Below are 14967 nucleotides of genomic sequence, written 5' to 3' on the forward strand. Positions count from 1 at the left end.
ACCATGACCGACGTGAACCGGCCCTACGTGGCCGACAAGCCCGCGAAGCGCGAGTCGAACGAGCAGCTGCAGGCGCGGATCCCCGGCTGGGGCGCCGACCTCGACCCGAAGGATCGCCCGTCCTACCCCCGTGAGCGGTTCGATCCGGGCGCGACCGGGGCGCACTGGGAGTTCCCGGACCGCCAGAAGGAGACCTACCCGCGCGAGCGGTCGATCGAGCACGGCATGCTGCCGCCGGTGTTCGGGACCGTCGCCCCGCTCCACGGGGTGTCCGGGATCATCCGCCGGACGGCGTACAAGCGCTTCAGCGAGGCGCGGCTCGCGCACTGGCTGCTGCTGATCCTCGGCGACCGGGTCGAGGCCGCCGGGGCGCATCTGCGCTCGATGGCCTCGCTTCGCCCTGACGACCCGATCACGGAGACCGGGGTGCGGACCGAGCTCACCGCCGGCGGCGCCTCGGCGCTGCGGTCCGATCGCGCGGACACGCACCACCGCTGGATCGACCCGCTGCTCGTCGTGGGTCCCTGGGTGCTCACCGGCTGGATCGGGCTGGGCCTGCTCCGGAGGATCCTTCGCCGCCGCTGATCCGGGCGCGACCGTCGCCCGCTGGTGGAACCATTGGGTGACGGGAGGGCGACATGGCGCACGACCACGACAGGCGGCGGGCGGACAGCGGACGGCTGGCGGTCGCCCTCGCGATCGCCGTCGCGCTGCTGGTCGTCGAGATCGTCGGCGCCCTCGTCACCGGCAGCCTGGCGCTCGTCGTCGACGCCGGCCACGTGCTGGCCGACGCGGGTGGGCTCGCCGTCGCGCTGACCGCTGCCCGCATCGCCCGCCGGCCCGCCACCGCTCGCCGCACCTGGGGCTACGCGCGAGCGGAGGTGCTGGCCGCCACCGCCCAGGCCGCGGTGCTGCTGGCGGTCGGCCTCTTCGTGCTCGTCGAGGGGGTGCGGCGGCTCATCGACCCGCCGCACGTGTCGGGCCCAGGCCTGCTGCTGTTCGGCGTGATCGCCCTGATCGGCAACGTCGTCTCGCTCGTGGTGCTCGCGGGTGGCCGATCGTCGAGCTTCAACCTCCGGGCCGCCTTCCTCGAGGTGGCGAACGACGCACTGGGCGCACTGGCCGTGATCGTCGCGGCCGTCGTGCTCATCACCACCGGCTGGGAGCGGGCCGACGCCGTCGCGGCGATCATCATCGGGATCCTGATCCTGCCGCGCGCCGCTGTGCTCCTGAGGGAGACCGTCGACGTGCTCCTCGAGTCGACACCGGCCGGCCTCGACCTGGACGAGGTACGCCGGCACCTGCTCGAGCTGGACCACGTGCTCGAGGTGCACGACCTGCACGTCACCACGGTGGCGAGTGGCCTGCCGGTGCTCACCGCGCACGTGGTCGTCGAGGACGAGTGCTTCACCTCGGGCCACACGAGGGGCCTGCTCGACCGGCTGCAGGCCTGCGTGGCCGACCACTTCGCGGTGAGCATCGAGCACTCCACGTTCCAGCTGGAACCGGCTGCACACCTGGCGCACGAGCACACGCCGCACGCGTGACGCGCCTCCGCGCTCCCGGAGGCGCGCGAAGCATGCCCGTCAGGGCAGGAGCGGCATGACCCCGATCACGTGCAGGAAGACACCGAGACCGCCTGCGGCGACGGCGAAGAAGGTCCCGGACAGCGCCCAGGCGAGCAGGACCTCCTCGAACGGATGAGCCCGCCGGCCGGTCCGCAGTGCGGGTGTACCGATCGCGACGGGGGCGTCCTGCATGCCGGAACGGTACGAGGCGCTCCCCGGCGTTCCCTGTGGCCCCAGCCCTCTCGGAGGAGTTCCCCAGGCCTCGACGGCGCGATGACAAGGGTCCTTGACAACTCCGCGGCCGGCGAGCAGGATCGCATCATGACAAGCGAACTTGACACCGGCCGCGCGAGTCGCGGCGATCGCGCTCGCTCCCGCGCGTACCTCCGCGAGTTCGGGGCGGCCATGGCGGCATACGTCGTCGTGCTGGTCGCCGTCACGGTCTGGGGCGGTCTGCACGGGCACGATCCGGCGCGGTTCGCGCTCGCCGTGCTGCCGGCCGTACCGGCGGCGGGCGTCGCCTGGGCCGTGCTGCGGCACGTCCGGCGGATCGACGACTACCAGCGGCGCATCCTGCTCGAAGGCATCGCCGTCGGATTCGCGCTCGCGATGCTCGGCAGCGTCACGCTCGGTCTGCTCGCGGCCGCCGGCCTCGTGGTTCCCGGCGCACCCTGGATCGTCTACGGGATCGGCATGGTCTCGTGGGCGATCGGCAGCGGCGTGGCCGCCCGCCGGTGAGGAACCGGTTGAAGGAGCTGCGCGAGGCGCGCGGGCTGACGCAGGCCGCCCTCGCCGACCGACTCGACGTCTCGCGGCAGACCGTCAACGCCCTCGAGACCGGCAGGTACGACCCGAGCCTGCCGCTCGCGTTCCGGCTGGCGAGGGTGTTCGAGCAGCCGATCGAGGCGATCTTCGAACCCGACGACGATGCGGCGGTCCCCCGGCAGGGGCGCTGAGCCGCTGCGCTCCGTTCTGGGGGCTGCGACCGACCGCGCGGCCCCCGTACTGTGCCGGGCATGACCATCACCGCGTCGACCGCGCGCGCGGTGGGCACGGTGACGCTGAAGCCCTTCCGGCAGCGGTACTGGCTGCCCATCGTCGGATCGCTCGTCGCGGCCGTCGTCCCCGTCTACGCGACGGCGTTCGAGATCGGCAGCACCGGCGGCAACATGCTGCCCGTGACCATCGCCGCCGGCGTGACGCTGATCGTCGCGGCGCTCGTGGCATGGCGGTTCTCACGGGCGAAGCTGGTCCTCGATCCGCAGGGCATGGTCGAGCACGGCCTGCTCAGCCGCCCGCGCACGATCCCCCGCGAGGCGGTCGCCGGTGCGGTGACGCTCGCCCTCTACGACCCGCAGAGCGTGCAGACCCGGCGGCAGCTCTTCATCGTGGACGAGCATGAGCACACCCTGCTCCGGATGAGCGGCGGCACCTGGAGCGACCAGCACATGAGCACCGTGCTGCGGCACCTCGACGTGCTCGTGCAGACCGTCGACACCCCGATGACCCTCCGCGACCTGCGGCAGACCCGGCCCGCGCTGCTGCGCTGGACCGAGCGTCACCCCTGGGGCGGCGGCACGATCGCGGTCGCGCTCGGCCTCGTCTGCTGCGTGAGCATCGCGTTCACCGCGACGCTCACGATCGGCTGACGGGCTCCCGCTCCGACAGCCCCCACGGCTGGCCGTAGCCGCCGTCCGCGGCGCTGCGCGCCATCAGCTCGAGGAACGGGTCCGCGGGGAACGCCTCCGGCCCGAGCACCCCGGCGCCCGACCACACGCCCGTCGCGAGCAGCTCGAGGGCGATCACGGGGTTCAGCGCCGTCTGCCACACCACGCACTGGCTGTCGAACTCGCGCATCGTGTCCGCGTTGTCGGCCACGTGGTACAGGTACACGGCCCGCGGGGTGCCGTCCGTGCCGATGCCGGTGACGTACACGCCGGCGCAGGTCTTGCCCTCCATCCGCGGGCCGAGCGTGGCCGGATCCGGCAGCGCGGCGGCGACGACGTCACGCGGGGCGACCTCGACCGGGCCGGCGGCGCTCCGGACGCGCAGCGGCACCGTCGAGGCCAGCCCGAGGTCGCGGAGGGTGCGGAGGATGCCGATGAACTCGGCGCCCAGGCCGTACTTGAAGGTGACGCGCTTCGCGTCCAGCCACCGGGGCATGAGGAGCACCTCCTCGTGCTCCACGTTCACGCACTCGACCGGCCCGATGCCCTCGGGGAAGTCGAAGACCTCCGGCTCGGAGAACGGCGCGGTCGTCGTCCAGCCCGAGTCCCGCTCCCAGATGACTGGCGGGTTCAGGCACTCCTCGAGCGTCGTCCAGATGCTGAACGAGGGGGCGAAGATCTCCTCGCCGGCCTCGTTGCGCACGACGAGGTTCGCGCCGTCGCGGGTGCCGAGCTCGTCGATCTCCGTGAAGAGGTGATCGGCGGCGTACCGGGCGAGGACGTCGCTGAGGCCCGGCTCCACGCCCATGCCCACGAGCGCCAGGCGGCCGGCGGCCTCCCAGTCCCCCGCCTGCTCGAACTGGTCGTCACCGAGCTTCACGCCGGGCTGCCGGAACGGATCCGTCGGATGCGGCTCCGAGAGGCTCATCGCCATGTCGAGGTAGTCGGCGCCGGCGGCGAGCGCGCCGGCGAACACCGACGGCACGAACTTCGGCTCGACCGCGTTCATCACGTGGGTGGCGCCGTTCTCGCGGGCGACGGCGGCGACGCCCTCGGGGTCGGATGCGTCGATCCGCGCGGCGGAGAAGCGGGCCGCCACCTCGGCGCCGTGCCGCTCGGCGATCCACGCGACGGTGCGCTCCGCCCGGGAGACGTCGTAGTCGGAGACGATCACCGCCTCGTAGAAGCTCCGGGTCGCCGCGATCTTCGCGATCGCGTCCCCCACTCCACCGGCACCGACGACGAGGATCCGCATGCGGCGACGGTATCGGTTTCTCCCAGGCCCGTCGACTGCGGATCTCCTCCGTGAGTGGGTTGCACGACGACGACATCCGTCGCGGGGTCGGGCGGCGTGATCGAAGTCGCGGGCGGCGTCAGGCCGGGAAGCGGGTGGCCAGGGTCGCCGCGGCCTCGGCCAGCCAGCGGGCCGGATCGCGCATCGCTTCAGCAGGGTCCGCAGCGAGGTCGACGAGCGCCACCGCATCCGCCCAGCCGCTGGTCGCCGCGTCGATGCGGCCGGCCACGAGCAGCGGACGGACGCCGGCCGCCGCCGCGAGGGCGTGCACGCGCGCGGGAGCCTTGCCGCCGGCGGTCTGGTCGTCGAAGCGCCCCTCCCCCGTGATCACGGCGTCGGCACCGGCGAGCGCGGCGCCGAGCCCCACCCGCCTCGCGATCTCCCCGGCGCCGTCGACGATGCGCGCACCCCAGGCGGCGAGCCCGAAGCCGAGCCCGCCCGCCGCGCCTGCGCCTGGCCGCTCGGGTTCGACCGGCACCACCTCGGCCAGCCGGGCGGCGAAGCGCGCGAGGTTGGCCTCGAGCACCGGCACGTCCTCCGGAGCCGCGCCCTTCTGCGGCCCGAAGACGACTGCGGCGCCGGCCGTCCCGAGCAGCGGATTCGTGACGTCGGTGAGCACCACCGCCCCGCGGGCCGGCGGCGGCACGAGGCCCGCGAGGTCGATCCGGTGCAGCGCAGCCAGTCCGGTGTTCCCCGGCGGGATCGGATCCCCGTCACGATCGGTCAGCCGCGCGCCGAGGGCGGTGAGGAACCCGGCTCCCCCGTCGGTCGAGGCGCTGCCGCCGATCGCGAGCACCAGCTCCGCGGCACCCCGCTGGAGGGCGATGCGCACGGCCGTGCCGAAGCCGGCCGTCGTGGCCTCCGCCGCGCGGCGCCGGGACGGCAGGCGCGAGCCGGCGAGCAGCGCCAGCCCGCCCGTGGCCGCGAGCTCGAGCATCGCCGTCCCGTCGGCCGAGCGCAGCCAGCGGGCCGGGCCGACACCGCCGACCGGCCCCGGCACGACGGCGGACTCGGCCGCCGCGGGGCCCGCGGCACCGAGCGCCTCGAGGGTGCCGTCGCCTCCGTCAGCCATCGGCACGAGGCGCAGCGCATCCGCGGGACGGATCCTCGCCCATCCGGCGGCGAGCGCCTCGGCGGCGGCGAGCGGCCCGATCGTGCCCTTGAACGCGTTGGGAGCGAGCACGACGACAGCCACAGCCCGCAGCCTTCCCCACGAGCGCGCCGGCCGCCACCTCGGTGGCGCCCGGCACGGGGGTCAGGCGTTGGACGAGTCGCTCGTGCTCGACGCCGCGGCGCCCGACAGGTCGTACAGCGTCACCCCGCCCACGGTCTGCGCGGTGAAGTGCTCCTCGACCCACGCGGCGATCTCCGCCGACGAGTTCGAGCCGCCGTTCGAGATGCCGCCACGCAGCCCGGAGGCGATGAACCAATGGATCCTGCCCGCGGCCACGTCCTGCTCGAACTCGGCGAGGGTCGGCGACGGGTCGCTCCCGTTGAAGCCGCCGATCGGCATCACCGCGAGGCCCGTCGCCAGCTGGTACGAGGCCGCGTTCTGCGACCCGACGGCTGCCGCGGCCCAGGTGTAGTCGGAGGCGTTCGCCTTCAGCGCCGCCATGACCGCCGAGCTCACGGTCGTGTCGCCGCCGAGCAGGGCCCCGGCGAGGCCGCCGCCCGCACGACCGCCGAACCCGCCGAACCCGTTCCCACCGAAGCCGCCCTGCGGCGGGGTGAACCCGTTCGTGCCGCCGAAGCGATGCCCGAAGCCCGTCCCACCGAAGCGCCCGCCGGCGGAGCCGAGCGAGACGGCCGGGCCCGCGGTCGGCAGCGAGCCGGTGTGCGGCGTGAGCGTGGTGTTCACGGCGAAGGCCGCGGGTCCGGCGAGCCCGGCGATCAGGGACGCGACGATCGCGATCGGCGCGAGAGCTGCGATCCGCGGTCCGACGAGGAGGGCCGCCGCCCCGAGCAGGCCCGCGACGGCGACGACCGGTGTGAGCCACGGCAGGAAGGTGGTCGCCGCGGAGAGCAGCACGACGGCCCAGGCGGTGCTCGCGAGCACGATCACCGCGGACACGATGCGGGCCCACCATGCACCGCGGGCAGCCCACAGCAGCGCGGCACCGACGCCGACGAGGCCGCCGATCGCCGGCGCGAGCGCCACCGAGTAGTACGGATGGATGATGCCGGCGCCGAGGCTGAACGCGAGGCCCGTGACGAGCAGCGTGCCGCCGAGCAGCAGCACGGTCGCCCGGGCAGCGTCGACGCGGGGCCGCCGCCAGGTGACGACGAGACCCACCACGAGCATCCCGAGCGCCGCGGGCAGCAGCCAGCTGATCTGGGTCGCGAAGTCGCTGCCGAACAGCCGCAGCAGGCCGGTCGCGCCCCACATGCCGCCGGCGGCCGCGCCGCCGGTGACGGATCCGGTCTCCTGGCCCGTGAGCCGGCCGAAGCCGTTGTAGCCGAAGGACAGCTCGAGGAAGTCGTTCGCCTGGGAGCCGCCGATGTAGGGCCGCATGCTCGCGGGCACGAGCTCGACGATCGCGACCCACCAGCCGGCGGAGACCAGCAGCGTGCCGAGCGCCGCGGCGAGGTGCGTGAGGCGCACGCCGATGCGGCGGGGCGCGGCGAAGAGGTAGACGCCGCCGAGCACCGGGACGACGAGGAACGCCTGCAGCTGCTTCGTGAGGAAGCCGAAGCCGATCGCGACGCCGGCCCAGAGGATCCAGCGGGCGCGCCCGTCCTCGATCCCCCGCAGGGTGAGATAGGTCGCCAGGGTGACGAGCAGCACGAGCAGCGCGTCCGGGTTGTCGAACCGGAACATCAGCACCGCGACGGGCGTGAGGGCGGTGACGGCGCCCGCGATCAGCGCCGCGCCCGGCGCGAAGCGGCGCCGCACGATGAGGTACACGAGCGCCACCGTCGCGACGCCCATCAGGGCCTCGGGCAGCAGGATGCTCCAGGCGCTCAGCCCGAAGATCCGCACCGAGAGGTCCATGACCCAGAGCGAGGCGGGCGGCTTGTCGACCGTGATCGAGTTGCCGGGGTCGGACGACCCGTAGAGGAACGCCTCCCAGCTGCTCGAACCCGCCTGCACCGCGGCGGAGTAGAACGCGTTCGCCCAGCCGCTGGCGGCGAGGTCCCAGATGTCGAGGACCGCCGCGAGCACGAGCAGGCCGAGGAACGACGGGCGCACCCAGGCGGCGTCGGTCGCCCGGCCGCGCCAGAGGCAGCGGACGGCGGATGCGACGGGGCGGCCGGAGGGGCGGGCTGCGGGCCGGACCGCCGCATCGGATCCGGAGAGGGTCGAGGTCATTGCGCGATCTCCATCGGCTCGGGGTGGTCGGTGGCGGCCCGGGGTGCGGGACGGCGGGCGCGGCCGCGCCGGGGTTCGGGGGCGGCGCGGCGCGCGCGGAACACCCAGGCGCGCAGCAGGACGAAGCGCAGCACGGTCGCGAGCAGGTTCGCGGCCGTGAGCACGAGGATCTCCTCGGCCGCCGACGCGTGCGGCATGGCGGCGTGCAGGGCGACGAGGGAGCCCGAGGTGATGCTCCAGGCGAGCGCGAACACGACCAGGCCCTGCGCCTGATGCCGCACCGCACCCACCCGGCCGGTGACGCCGAAGGTGAACCAGCGGTTCACACCCGTGTTGGCGATGGCGGTGACGAGCAGCGCGAGGAAGTTCGCGGCCTGCTCGCCGAACAGCGGCCGCAGCACGAGGAACAGCAGCGCGAACGCGATCGTCGACAGCACCCCGACGACGGCGAAGCGGCGCACCTGCGCACCGAAGCGCGGCGGCGCGGTGGGCCCGATCGGGCCGCGGCCCAGCTCCTCCGCGATCGCCTCGACGGGGAGGCGGTGCCGCCCCAGATCGTTCAGCAGCCGCCAGATGCCCTTGAGGTCCTCGACCGCGGTCCGCCGGATGTCGACCCGGCTGTCCGGGTCGTCCGTCCAGTCGACCGGCACCTCGTGGATCCGCAGACCCGAGCGCTCGGCGAGGACGAGGAGCTCGGTGTCGAAGAACCACCCGTCGTCCTGCACGAGCGGCAGCAGCCGCTGCGCGGCCTCGCGCGTGATCGCCTTGAACCCGCACTGCGCATCCGTGAAGGAGGTCGAGAGCACGGTGCGGACGATGCCGTTGTAGGAGCGGGAGATGAACTCGCGCTTCGTGCCCCGCACGACGCGGCTGGTGCGGGTGAGGCGGGTGCCGATCGCGACGTCCGAGTGGCCGGACAGCAGCGGCGCGATGAGGGGCGCGAGGCCGTCGAGGTCGGTCGAGAGGTCGACGTCGAGGTAGGCGAGCACCTGCGCGGTCGACTCGCCCCACGCGGCCTTCAGGGCGAGGCCACGGCCCTTGCGGTCGAGGCGCATCACGCGGACGTCGGACAGCGACCCGGCCAGCCCCTCGGCGATGGCGAGCGTGCCGTCGGTGCTGGCGTTGTCGACGATCGTGATGCGCCACTCCATCGGCAGGTGCAGGCTGAGGTAGCGGTGCAGCCGCCAGATGCTCTCCTGCAGCACCCGCTCCTCGTCGTGCACCGGGACGACGATCTCGACGTCGGTGCGCCCGCTCCATGAGGTCATGGACGGATCGTCGGATCGGGCGTTATGGCACCCCTATGACCGTTCGATGACCCGGGGACGAAGCGGGCGGCGAGCGGATGCGGTCAGGCCGGCGCCGCGTCGAAGGGACCGTCCGCGAAGGGACCGTCGACGAAGTCGACGCCCTGCTCCGAGGCCAGCTCGGCGTAGAGGCCGCCGGCCCGGACGAGCTCCGCATGCGTGCCGCGCTCGACGATGCGCCCGGCGTCGACGACGAGGATCTCGTCGGCGTCGATCACCGTGGACAGCCGGTGCGCGATCGCCACGGTCGTGCGCCCGCTCGACGCCGCGTCGAGCGCCTCCTGCACGATGCGCTCCGACACGGAGTCGAGCGCGCTCGTCGCCTCGTCGAGGAGCACGACGGGCGGGTTCTTCAGCAGCACCCGCGCGATCGCGACGCGCTGCTTCTCCCCGCCGGAGAGGCGGTAGCCGCGCTCGCCGACCACGGTGTCGTAGCCCTCCGGGAACCGGGCGATCGTCTCGTGGATGTTCGCCCCCCGCGCGGCGACCTCGATCTCCGCATCCGTCGCGTCCGCCTTCGCGTAGCGGAGGTTGTCGCGGATCGTCGCATGGAAGAGGTACGTCTCCTGGCTCACGATGCCGATCTGCGACAGCAGCGACGCCTGCTTCAGCCGCCGCACGTCCACCCCCGCGAAGCGCACCGCGCCGCCCGTGGCGTCGTAGAGCCGCGGCAGGAGGTACCCGATCGTCGTCTTGCCGGCGCCGGAGGGCCCGACGAGCGCCGTGAAGCGGCCGGGCTGCACGGTGAAGCTCACCCCGTCGAGGATCCGGACCGGCTCCGTCTCGCCGGCGGCCGGCGGATAGGTGAAGGAGACGTCGTCGAACTCCACGAGCCCGAGGCGCTCGTCCGTCGGCACGTCGACGGCGTCGGCCACGTCGTTGATCGCCGGCGCGAGGTCGAGGTACTCGAAGATGCGCGCGAAGAGAGCGGAGGAGGTCTGCAGGTCCAGCGCGACGCGGAGCAGCCCGAGCAGCGGGAACGTCAGCCGCGACTGCACGGTGGTGAACGCGACGATCGTGCCGGCCGTGATGGCGGCACCGTTCTGGATGAGCATCCCGGAGACGAGGTAGACGAGCGCCGGGATGACGAGCAGGAACACCTGCAGGATCGCGAAGAACCCCTGGCCGGTCATCTCCTGGCGGATCTGCAGGCGCAGCTGCCGCTCGCTCTCCTCCGCGTACCGCGCGGTCTCGCTCGCCTGGCGGGTGAAGGCCTTCGCGAGCAGGATGCCGGAGACGCTGAGGGCCTCCTGCGTGATGGCGGACAGCTCGGACAGCGACTCCTGCGTCTTCGTGGCGATCCGCGCCCGGCGCTGGCCGACGCGGCGCTGCACGACGACGAGCAACGGCAGCAGCACGAGCGCGATGATCGTGAGCTGCCAGCTGAGCAGCACCATCGCGACGAACGCGGCGAGCACCGTGACCGTGTTGCCGACGACGCTGGACACCGTGTTGGAGAGCACGTTCGAGACGCCGCCCACATCGTTGGCGAGCCGTGACTGGATCACGCCGGTGCGCGTGCGGGTGAAGAACCCGAGCTCCATCTGCTGCAGGCGCGAGAAGAGCTTCACGCGCAGCGACGCGGTCACGCCGTTGCCGACGGTGGCAGTGAGATAGGTCTGCCAGACGCCGAGACCCTGCGAGACCGCCCAGACGAGCACGATCCCGAGGACGATCTCCGCGAGCACGGGCAGGTCGGGATGCCCGGACGGCGGGAAGAGCCCCTCGTCGAACGCGCGCTGGGTGAGCAGCGGCGGCACCACCGTGAGGGCCGCGGTGATCAGCACGAGCGTGATCGTGAGCGCGAGCCGGGCGCGATGCGGCCGGAAGAGCTCGACGATCCGGCGACCGAGATCCGGGATCTTCGGCGAGGCCTTGATCTCGTCCCGCGCCACCGCGGCGTCGCGCGCACCCACCCCACCCCGGTGCCCGCCGCGCGCCATGCTCACGAGAGCCAAGGGTAGGTGCGCACAGGGACGGGGCTGCGCGGTCCGCCGAGGGCGGAACCCTGCGCTGGCCAGGCGCCCCGTCGGCGCCGGTACGGGTGAGCGTTTCCGCCCTGAGCGCGTCACCCGTCCCGGGGGCGGCACCGCTTGGGAAACAGGATCGCAACGGTTGCTGCAAACGCTTGCACTCCGCCTTGCCACCTCACAGGGCATCGTCTACGGTGACGCAGGGGCACGCAGCAGTGCCCTGGTCACAGCACCCTGTGTTCCCTACTCAAAGAGGAGTCCAATGAGAACAGCGATGCGCGTCGCCGCAGCAGGCGCGACGCTCGCCCTCACCGCCTTCGGCCTGGTCGCGTGCTCGAGCACGTCGACCTCGGGTTCCGGCGGCGGAAGCAGCAGCAGCACCAAGATCGACAAGTCCGCGTACGGCCCCATCACGGTCGTGCAGGGCAAGGACAACAACGGCACCCTGCCGCTCCTGAAGGCGATGTGGGACAAGGCCCACCCGAAGGAGCCCGTCACCTTCAAGCAGCAGTCCGACCAGGCCGACCAGCAGCTCCAGGACCTCCTGCTCCACTTCCAGCAGAAGTCGACGGACTACGACGTCGTCTCGTCGGACGTGGTCTGGACGCAGCAGCTCGCGTCGAACCAGTACCTCCAGCCGCTGACCGGGGCCTACAAGCTCGACGAGTCGGCGGTGGTCCCGGCCGTGCTCGCCACCTCGACCTACCACAACATCCAGTACGCGGCCCCGGCGGCCACGGACTCGCAGATCCTCTACTACCGCAAGGACCTGCTCGGCTCGAAGCCCGTGCCGACCACCTACGCGGAGATGTTCGCCGACTGCTCCATCGCCAAGGCGAAGGGCATCGGCTGCTACACGGGCCAGTTCGCGAAGTACGAGGGCCTCACCGTGAACTTCTCCGAGGCGGTCAACTCCGCCGGCGGCACGGTCGTCGACTCGTCCGGCAAGCCGACCCTCGACACGCCGCAGGCGAAGCAGGGCCTGCAGACCCTCGTGGACGCGTTCAAGAACGGGGACATCCCCCCGGCCGCGATCACGTACCAGGAGGAGCAGGGCCGCGCCGCATTCGAGGCTGGCAAGCTGCTCTTCTACACGAACTGGCCGTACGCCTACAGCCTGACCACCACGGACGCGAGCTCCTTCGCGAAGGCGAAGCCCGACGCCCTCGGCATCGCCGGGTTCCCGGGCAAGTCGAGCCTCGGTGGCCACAACTGGGCGATCAGCAACTTCTCCAAGCACAAGGGCACCGCGCTCGAGTTCCTGAAGTGGTTCCAGACGCCCGAGGTCCAGAAGTTCGCCATCCAGAAGTCGTCCGCGGCTCCGGTGCTGAGCGCGCTGTACACGGATTCGTCCCTGACCGGCACGTACAAGTACCTGCCGACCCTGAAGGCCTCGCTGGACAGCGCCGTGGCGCGGCCCGCGACGCCGTACTACCAGGCGGTCACCACAGCGATCCAGAACAACGCCTACGCGGCCCTCAAGGGCAGCAAGACGGTGGACGCGGCCTTGGCCGACATGACGAACGCCATCAAGCAGGCCGGTAACGGCTGATCCCATCCGGTGACGAGGCCCGGGTGCCGACCACCCGGTCGGCACCCGGGCCTCTCGCTTTCTCCCCCCGGTCACAGTTGCAAGGAGGCATCATGACCACCGCGGATCCATCCACCGCGATAGCTCCGTCCCCCGGTGACGGACGGCGACCGGGGCGCGACAGCCTCGACGCCACCCGGCGCAAGGAGGTCCGCTCCGCGTACCTCCTGCTCGCCCCGACCATCGTCGTCATGGCGGTGGTCGTCGGCTATCCGATCGTCCTGTCCGTCATCAACTCGTTCCAGCTGGACGCGCACATCGACCCGGCCACCGGTTTCGCGGTGACCGGCGGCTTCGCCGGCCTGAGCAACTACACGCACTGGCTCCTCCAGCAGTGCAACGGCGCGAGCGGCACCGTCCCCTGCGCGCCGGGCTCGCTCGCCGCCAGCTTCTGGACGTCGGTCTTCAACACGTTCTTCTTCGCGGTCGTGACCGTCACCCTCGAGACCATCTTCGGTCTCTGGATGGCGCTCATCATGAACCGCAACTTCAAGGGCCGCGGCATCCTCCGCGCGGCGGTGCTCGTGCCGTGGGCGATCCCCACGGCGGTGACCGCCAAGCTCTGGTACTTCATCTTCGCGACGGACGGCATCGTCAACGCCGTCCTGCACGCGCAGATCATCTGGGGGTCCGACCTCTGGGCGTCCCGCTTCGCGATCGTCATCGCGGACACCTGGAAGACCACCCCGTTCATGGCCCTGCTGCTGCTCGCAGGCCTCCAGCTGATCCCGGAGGACACCTACGAGGCGGCGCGCATGGACGGTGCGACGACCGTGCAGACCTTCTTCCGCATCACGCTGCCCCTGCTGAAGCCGGCGCTGGTCGTCGCGGTGCTGTTCCGCACCCTCGACGCGCTCCGCATGTACGACCTGCCCGCCATCCTCACCGGTGGTGGCGGCGGCAAGGGCGACGCGACCACCACGCTGTCGATCCTCGTGGTGAACCAGCTGGGCGGCACGAATGGCCAGAACAGCGCATCCGCACTCTCCACGATCACGTTCATCATCATCTTCGCGGTCGCGTTCGTGTTCATCCGCCTCCTCGGCGCGAACATCACCGGCAGCGAGAAGAAGGCCCGAAAGGTGGCGAAGGAAGTATGAGCTCGACAGTCGCAGGGCCGGCCACCGCGGCCGCGGAGCGTCCGGCGTTCGACGAGTACACGCTCTCGCGTGTGCGAGCCCGTCGCAGGAAGACCGCGGGCGCGGCGACCAGGACGGCCATCCAGGCGGCCCTGATCGTGATCTGGTGCCTGCTGCCGTTCTACTGGATGATCGTCACCTCGTTCCGGGACGTGCAGTACACGTACGAGACGAATCTGCTGCCGAGCCACCTGACTCTGGACAACTACTACACGGCGTTCGACCCGGCCAACAACCAGCTCGCGCTCGGGCTCGCCAACAGCCTGTTCATCGGCACGACGGTCACGATCATCGCGCTCGTGGTCGGCGTCTTCGCCGCCTACGCGCTCGCCCGGATGACGTTCCCCGCGAAGGGCCTCGTCATGGGCTTCGTGCTCGGCGCCTCGATGTTCCCCGGCGTCGCGCTCCTGACCCCGCTGTTCGGCCTCTTCACGCAGATCGGCTGGAACGGCACCTACCAGGCGCTGATCATCCCGTACATCTCCGGCGCCCTGCCGCTGACGGTGTACACGCTGAACTCGTTCTTCCGCGAGATGCCCTGGGAGCTCGAGGAGGCGGCGCGGATCGACGGCTGCACGAAGGCGCAGGCGTTCCGCATCGTGATCCTCCCGCTTGCGGCGCCCGCGGTGTTCACGACGGCGATCCTCGCCTTCATCGCCAGCTGGAACGAGTACCTGCTCGCGTCGGTGCTGCACAGCAACCAGACGCAGACGGTCACGACGGTCATCGGCCAGTTCACGGGCAGCCAGCCGCACCAGGTGCCGTACACGGCCACCATGGCGGCCGGTGTCGTCGTGACGATCCCGCTGATCATCATGGTGCTGCTCTTCCAGCGCCGGATCGTCGCCGGTCTGACCGCCGGCGGGGTCAAGGGCTGATGGACGGAAGGCGGCGGCGGGACCTGAAGGAGACCTTCGACCTCGGTCTCGGCTTCATCGGGTTCTTCGCCGTCGCCTTCGTCGCCATCACCCTCTACCTGGAGATCACGAAGCGGGACGCGCTCATCTCCGCGCTGACCGCGCTCGTGCTGCTCCTGTTCGAACTCGGCCTCTGGCTCCTGCGCCGGAGCGTCCTCAACCGCCCGGACCGGCCGGACGGCTCCTGATCCCAGTCGCGGA

At 71.9% G+C, this 14967-nt stretch carries 15 protein-coding genes; 9 read left to right on the top strand and 6 right to left on the bottom strand.

Features of this window, described 5'->3' with window-relative positions:
* Positions 1 to 3: 3 nt before the first annotated feature.
* Both VIG76_RS03155 and VIG76_RS03160 read left to right on the top strand, forming a co-directional pair.
* Positions 4 to 585 (top strand): hypothetical protein, encoded by a 582-nt coding sequence (locus tag VIG76_RS03155; RefSeq protein WP_331950962.1) that lies wholly within the window; start codon positions 4 to 6, stop codon positions 583 to 585.
* Positions 586 to 638: 53 nt separating this feature from the next.
* Complete coding sequence (locus tag VIG76_RS03160) at positions 639 to 1547, top strand: cation diffusion facilitator family transporter (RefSeq protein WP_331950964.1); 909 nt, start codon at positions 639 to 641, stop codon at positions 1545 to 1547.
* A gap of 39 nt (positions 1548 to 1586) precedes the next feature.
* Here the strand turns inward: VIG76_RS03160 and VIG76_RS03165 are convergent, their stop codons facing one another.
* Positions 1587 to 1760: a hypothetical protein gene (locus VIG76_RS03165; protein ID WP_331950966.1), complete on the bottom strand. Its 174-nt coding sequence runs from the start codon at positions 1758 to 1760 to the stop codon at positions 1587 to 1589.
* 129 nt (positions 1761 to 1889) lie between these two features.
* Here VIG76_RS03165 and VIG76_RS03170 point away from each other — a divergent pair, with 129 nt between their 5' ends.
* Genes VIG76_RS03170 through VIG76_RS03180 form a run of 3 tightly spaced genes read left to right on the top strand, consistent with a single transcriptional unit; the run spans position 1890 to position 3217 of the window.
* Positions 1890 to 2306 (top strand): hypothetical protein, encoded by a 417-nt coding sequence (locus VIG76_RS03170; protein WP_331950968.1) that lies wholly within the window; start codon positions 1890 to 1892, stop codon positions 2304 to 2306.
* On the top strand, positions 2303 to 2524 hold the full coding sequence (locus VIG76_RS03175; protein ID WP_331950970.1) for a helix-turn-helix transcriptional regulator: 222 nt from the start codon (positions 2303 to 2305) through the stop codon (positions 2522 to 2524). The genes VIG76_RS03170 and VIG76_RS03175 overlap by 4 nt, the downstream gene beginning before the upstream one ends.
* A 60-nt stretch (positions 2525 to 2584) precedes the next feature.
* Positions 2585 to 3217 (top strand): hypothetical protein, encoded by a 633-nt coding sequence (locus tag VIG76_RS03180; RefSeq protein ID WP_331950972.1) that lies wholly within the window; start codon positions 2585 to 2587, stop codon positions 3215 to 3217.
* Here VIG76_RS03180 and VIG76_RS03185 read toward each other — a convergent pair.
* From VIG76_RS03185 to VIG76_RS03205, 5 genes are all read right to left on the bottom strand, one after another.
* Positions 3204 to 4490 (bottom strand): saccharopine dehydrogenase family protein, encoded by a 1287-nt coding sequence (locus VIG76_RS03185; RefSeq protein ID WP_331950974.1) that lies wholly within the window; start codon positions 4488 to 4490, stop codon positions 3204 to 3206. The genes VIG76_RS03180 and VIG76_RS03185 overlap by 14 nt on opposite strands.
* Before the next feature lie 118 nt (positions 4491 to 4608).
* Positions 4609 to 5724: a glycerate kinase gene (locus VIG76_RS03190; RefSeq protein WP_331950976.1), complete on the bottom strand. Its 1116-nt coding sequence runs from the start codon at positions 5722 to 5724 to the stop codon at positions 4609 to 4611.
* Positions 5725 to 5784: 60 nt separating this feature from the next.
* Positions 5785 to 7839: a glycosyltransferase family 39 protein gene (locus VIG76_RS03195; RefSeq protein ID WP_331950978.1), complete on the bottom strand. Its 2055-nt coding sequence runs from the start codon at positions 7837 to 7839 to the stop codon at positions 5785 to 5787.
* The gene (locus tag VIG76_RS03200) at positions 7836 to 9107 is read right to left on the bottom strand and encodes a bifunctional glycosyltransferase family 2/GtrA family protein (RefSeq protein WP_331950980.1); all 1272 of its coding nucleotides are present in this window, start codon (positions 9105 to 9107) and stop codon (positions 7836 to 7838) included. Before VIG76_RS03200 ends, VIG76_RS03195 begins: the two co-directional genes overlap by 4 nt.
* An 83-nt stretch (positions 9108 to 9190) precedes the next feature.
* The gene (locus VIG76_RS03205) at positions 9191 to 11089 is read right to left on the bottom strand and encodes an ABC transporter ATP-binding protein (RefSeq protein ID WP_331951103.1); all 1899 of its coding nucleotides are present in this window, start codon (positions 11087 to 11089) and stop codon (positions 9191 to 9193) included.
* A 304-nt stretch (positions 11090 to 11393) separates the two neighbouring features.
* On the opposite strand from VIG76_RS03205, the gene VIG76_RS03210 reads away from it, so the two are divergent.
* The 4 genes from VIG76_RS03210 (at position 11394) to VIG76_RS03225 (ending at position 14954) form a co-directional block, all read left to right on the top strand.
* On the top strand, positions 11394 to 12671 hold the full coding sequence (locus VIG76_RS03210; RefSeq protein WP_331950982.1) for an ABC transporter substrate-binding protein: 1278 nt from the start codon (positions 11394 to 11396) through the stop codon (positions 12669 to 12671).
* A 92-nt stretch (positions 12672 to 12763) separates the two neighbouring features.
* Positions 12764 to 13810 (top strand): carbohydrate ABC transporter permease, encoded by a 1047-nt coding sequence (locus VIG76_RS03215; protein ID WP_331950984.1) that lies wholly within the window; start codon positions 12764 to 12766, stop codon positions 13808 to 13810.
* Complete coding sequence (locus VIG76_RS03220; RefSeq protein ID WP_331950986.1) at positions 13807 to 14727, top strand: carbohydrate ABC transporter permease; 921 nt, start codon at positions 13807 to 13809, stop codon at positions 14725 to 14727. Before VIG76_RS03215 ends, VIG76_RS03220 begins: the two co-directional genes overlap by 4 nt.
* Positions 14727 to 14954: a hypothetical protein gene (locus VIG76_RS03225; protein WP_331950988.1), complete on the top strand. Its 228-nt coding sequence runs from the start codon at positions 14727 to 14729 to the stop codon at positions 14952 to 14954. The genes VIG76_RS03220 and VIG76_RS03225 overlap by 1 nt, the downstream gene beginning before the upstream one ends.
* The last annotated feature ends 13 nt before the right edge of the window (positions 14955 to 14967 follow it).

The sequence above is a fragment of the Amnibacterium sp. genome (genome assembly GCF_036559085.1).
GTDB lineage: Bacteria > Actinomycetota > Actinomycetes > Actinomycetales > Microbacteriaceae > Amnibacterium.

Coding starts and splice junctions, on each gene's coding strand:
- VIG76_RS03155 (WP_331950962.1), top strand. CDS start 4: ATGACCGACGTGAACCGGCCCTACGTGGCCGACAAGCCCGCGAAGCGC.
- VIG76_RS03160 (WP_331950964.1), top strand. CDS start 639: ATGGCGCACGACCACGACAGGCGGCGGGCGGACAGCGGACGGCTGGCG.
- VIG76_RS03165 (WP_331950966.1), bottom strand. CDS start 1,760: ATGCAGGACGCCCCCGTCGCGATCGGTACACCCGCACTGCGGACCGGC.
- VIG76_RS03170 (WP_331950968.1), top strand. CDS start 1,890: ATGACAAGCGAACTTGACACCGGCCGCGCGAGTCGCGGCGATCGCGCT.
- VIG76_RS03180 (WP_331950972.1), top strand. CDS start 2,585: ATGACCATCACCGCGTCGACCGCGCGCGCGGTGGGCACGGTGACGCTG.
- VIG76_RS03185 (WP_331950974.1), bottom strand. CDS start 4,490: ATGCGGATCCTCGTCGTCGGTGCCGGTGGAGTGGGGGACGCGATCGCG.
- VIG76_RS03195 (WP_331950978.1), bottom strand. CDS start 7,839: ATGACCTCGACCCTCTCCGGATCCGATGCGGCGGTCCGGCCCGCAGCC.
- VIG76_RS03200 (WP_331950980.1), bottom strand. CDS start 9,107: ATGACCTCATGGAGCGGGCGCACCGACGTCGAGATCGTCGTCCCGGTG.
- VIG76_RS03205 (WP_331951103.1), bottom strand. CDS start 11,089: ATGGCGCGCGGCGGGCACCGGGGTGGGGTGGGTGCGCGCGACGCCGCG.
- VIG76_RS03210 (WP_331950982.1), top strand. CDS start 11,394: ATGCGCGTCGCCGCAGCAGGCGCGACGCTCGCCCTCACCGCCTTCGGC.
- VIG76_RS03215 (WP_331950984.1), top strand. CDS start 12,764: ATGACCACCGCGGATCCATCCACCGCGATAGCTCCGTCCCCCGGTGAC.
- VIG76_RS03220 (WP_331950986.1), top strand. CDS start 13,807: ATGAGCTCGACAGTCGCAGGGCCGGCCACCGCGGCCGCGGAGCGTCCG.
- VIG76_RS03225 (WP_331950988.1), top strand. CDS start 14,727: ATGGACGGAAGGCGGCGGCGGGACCTGAAGGAGACCTTCGACCTCGGT.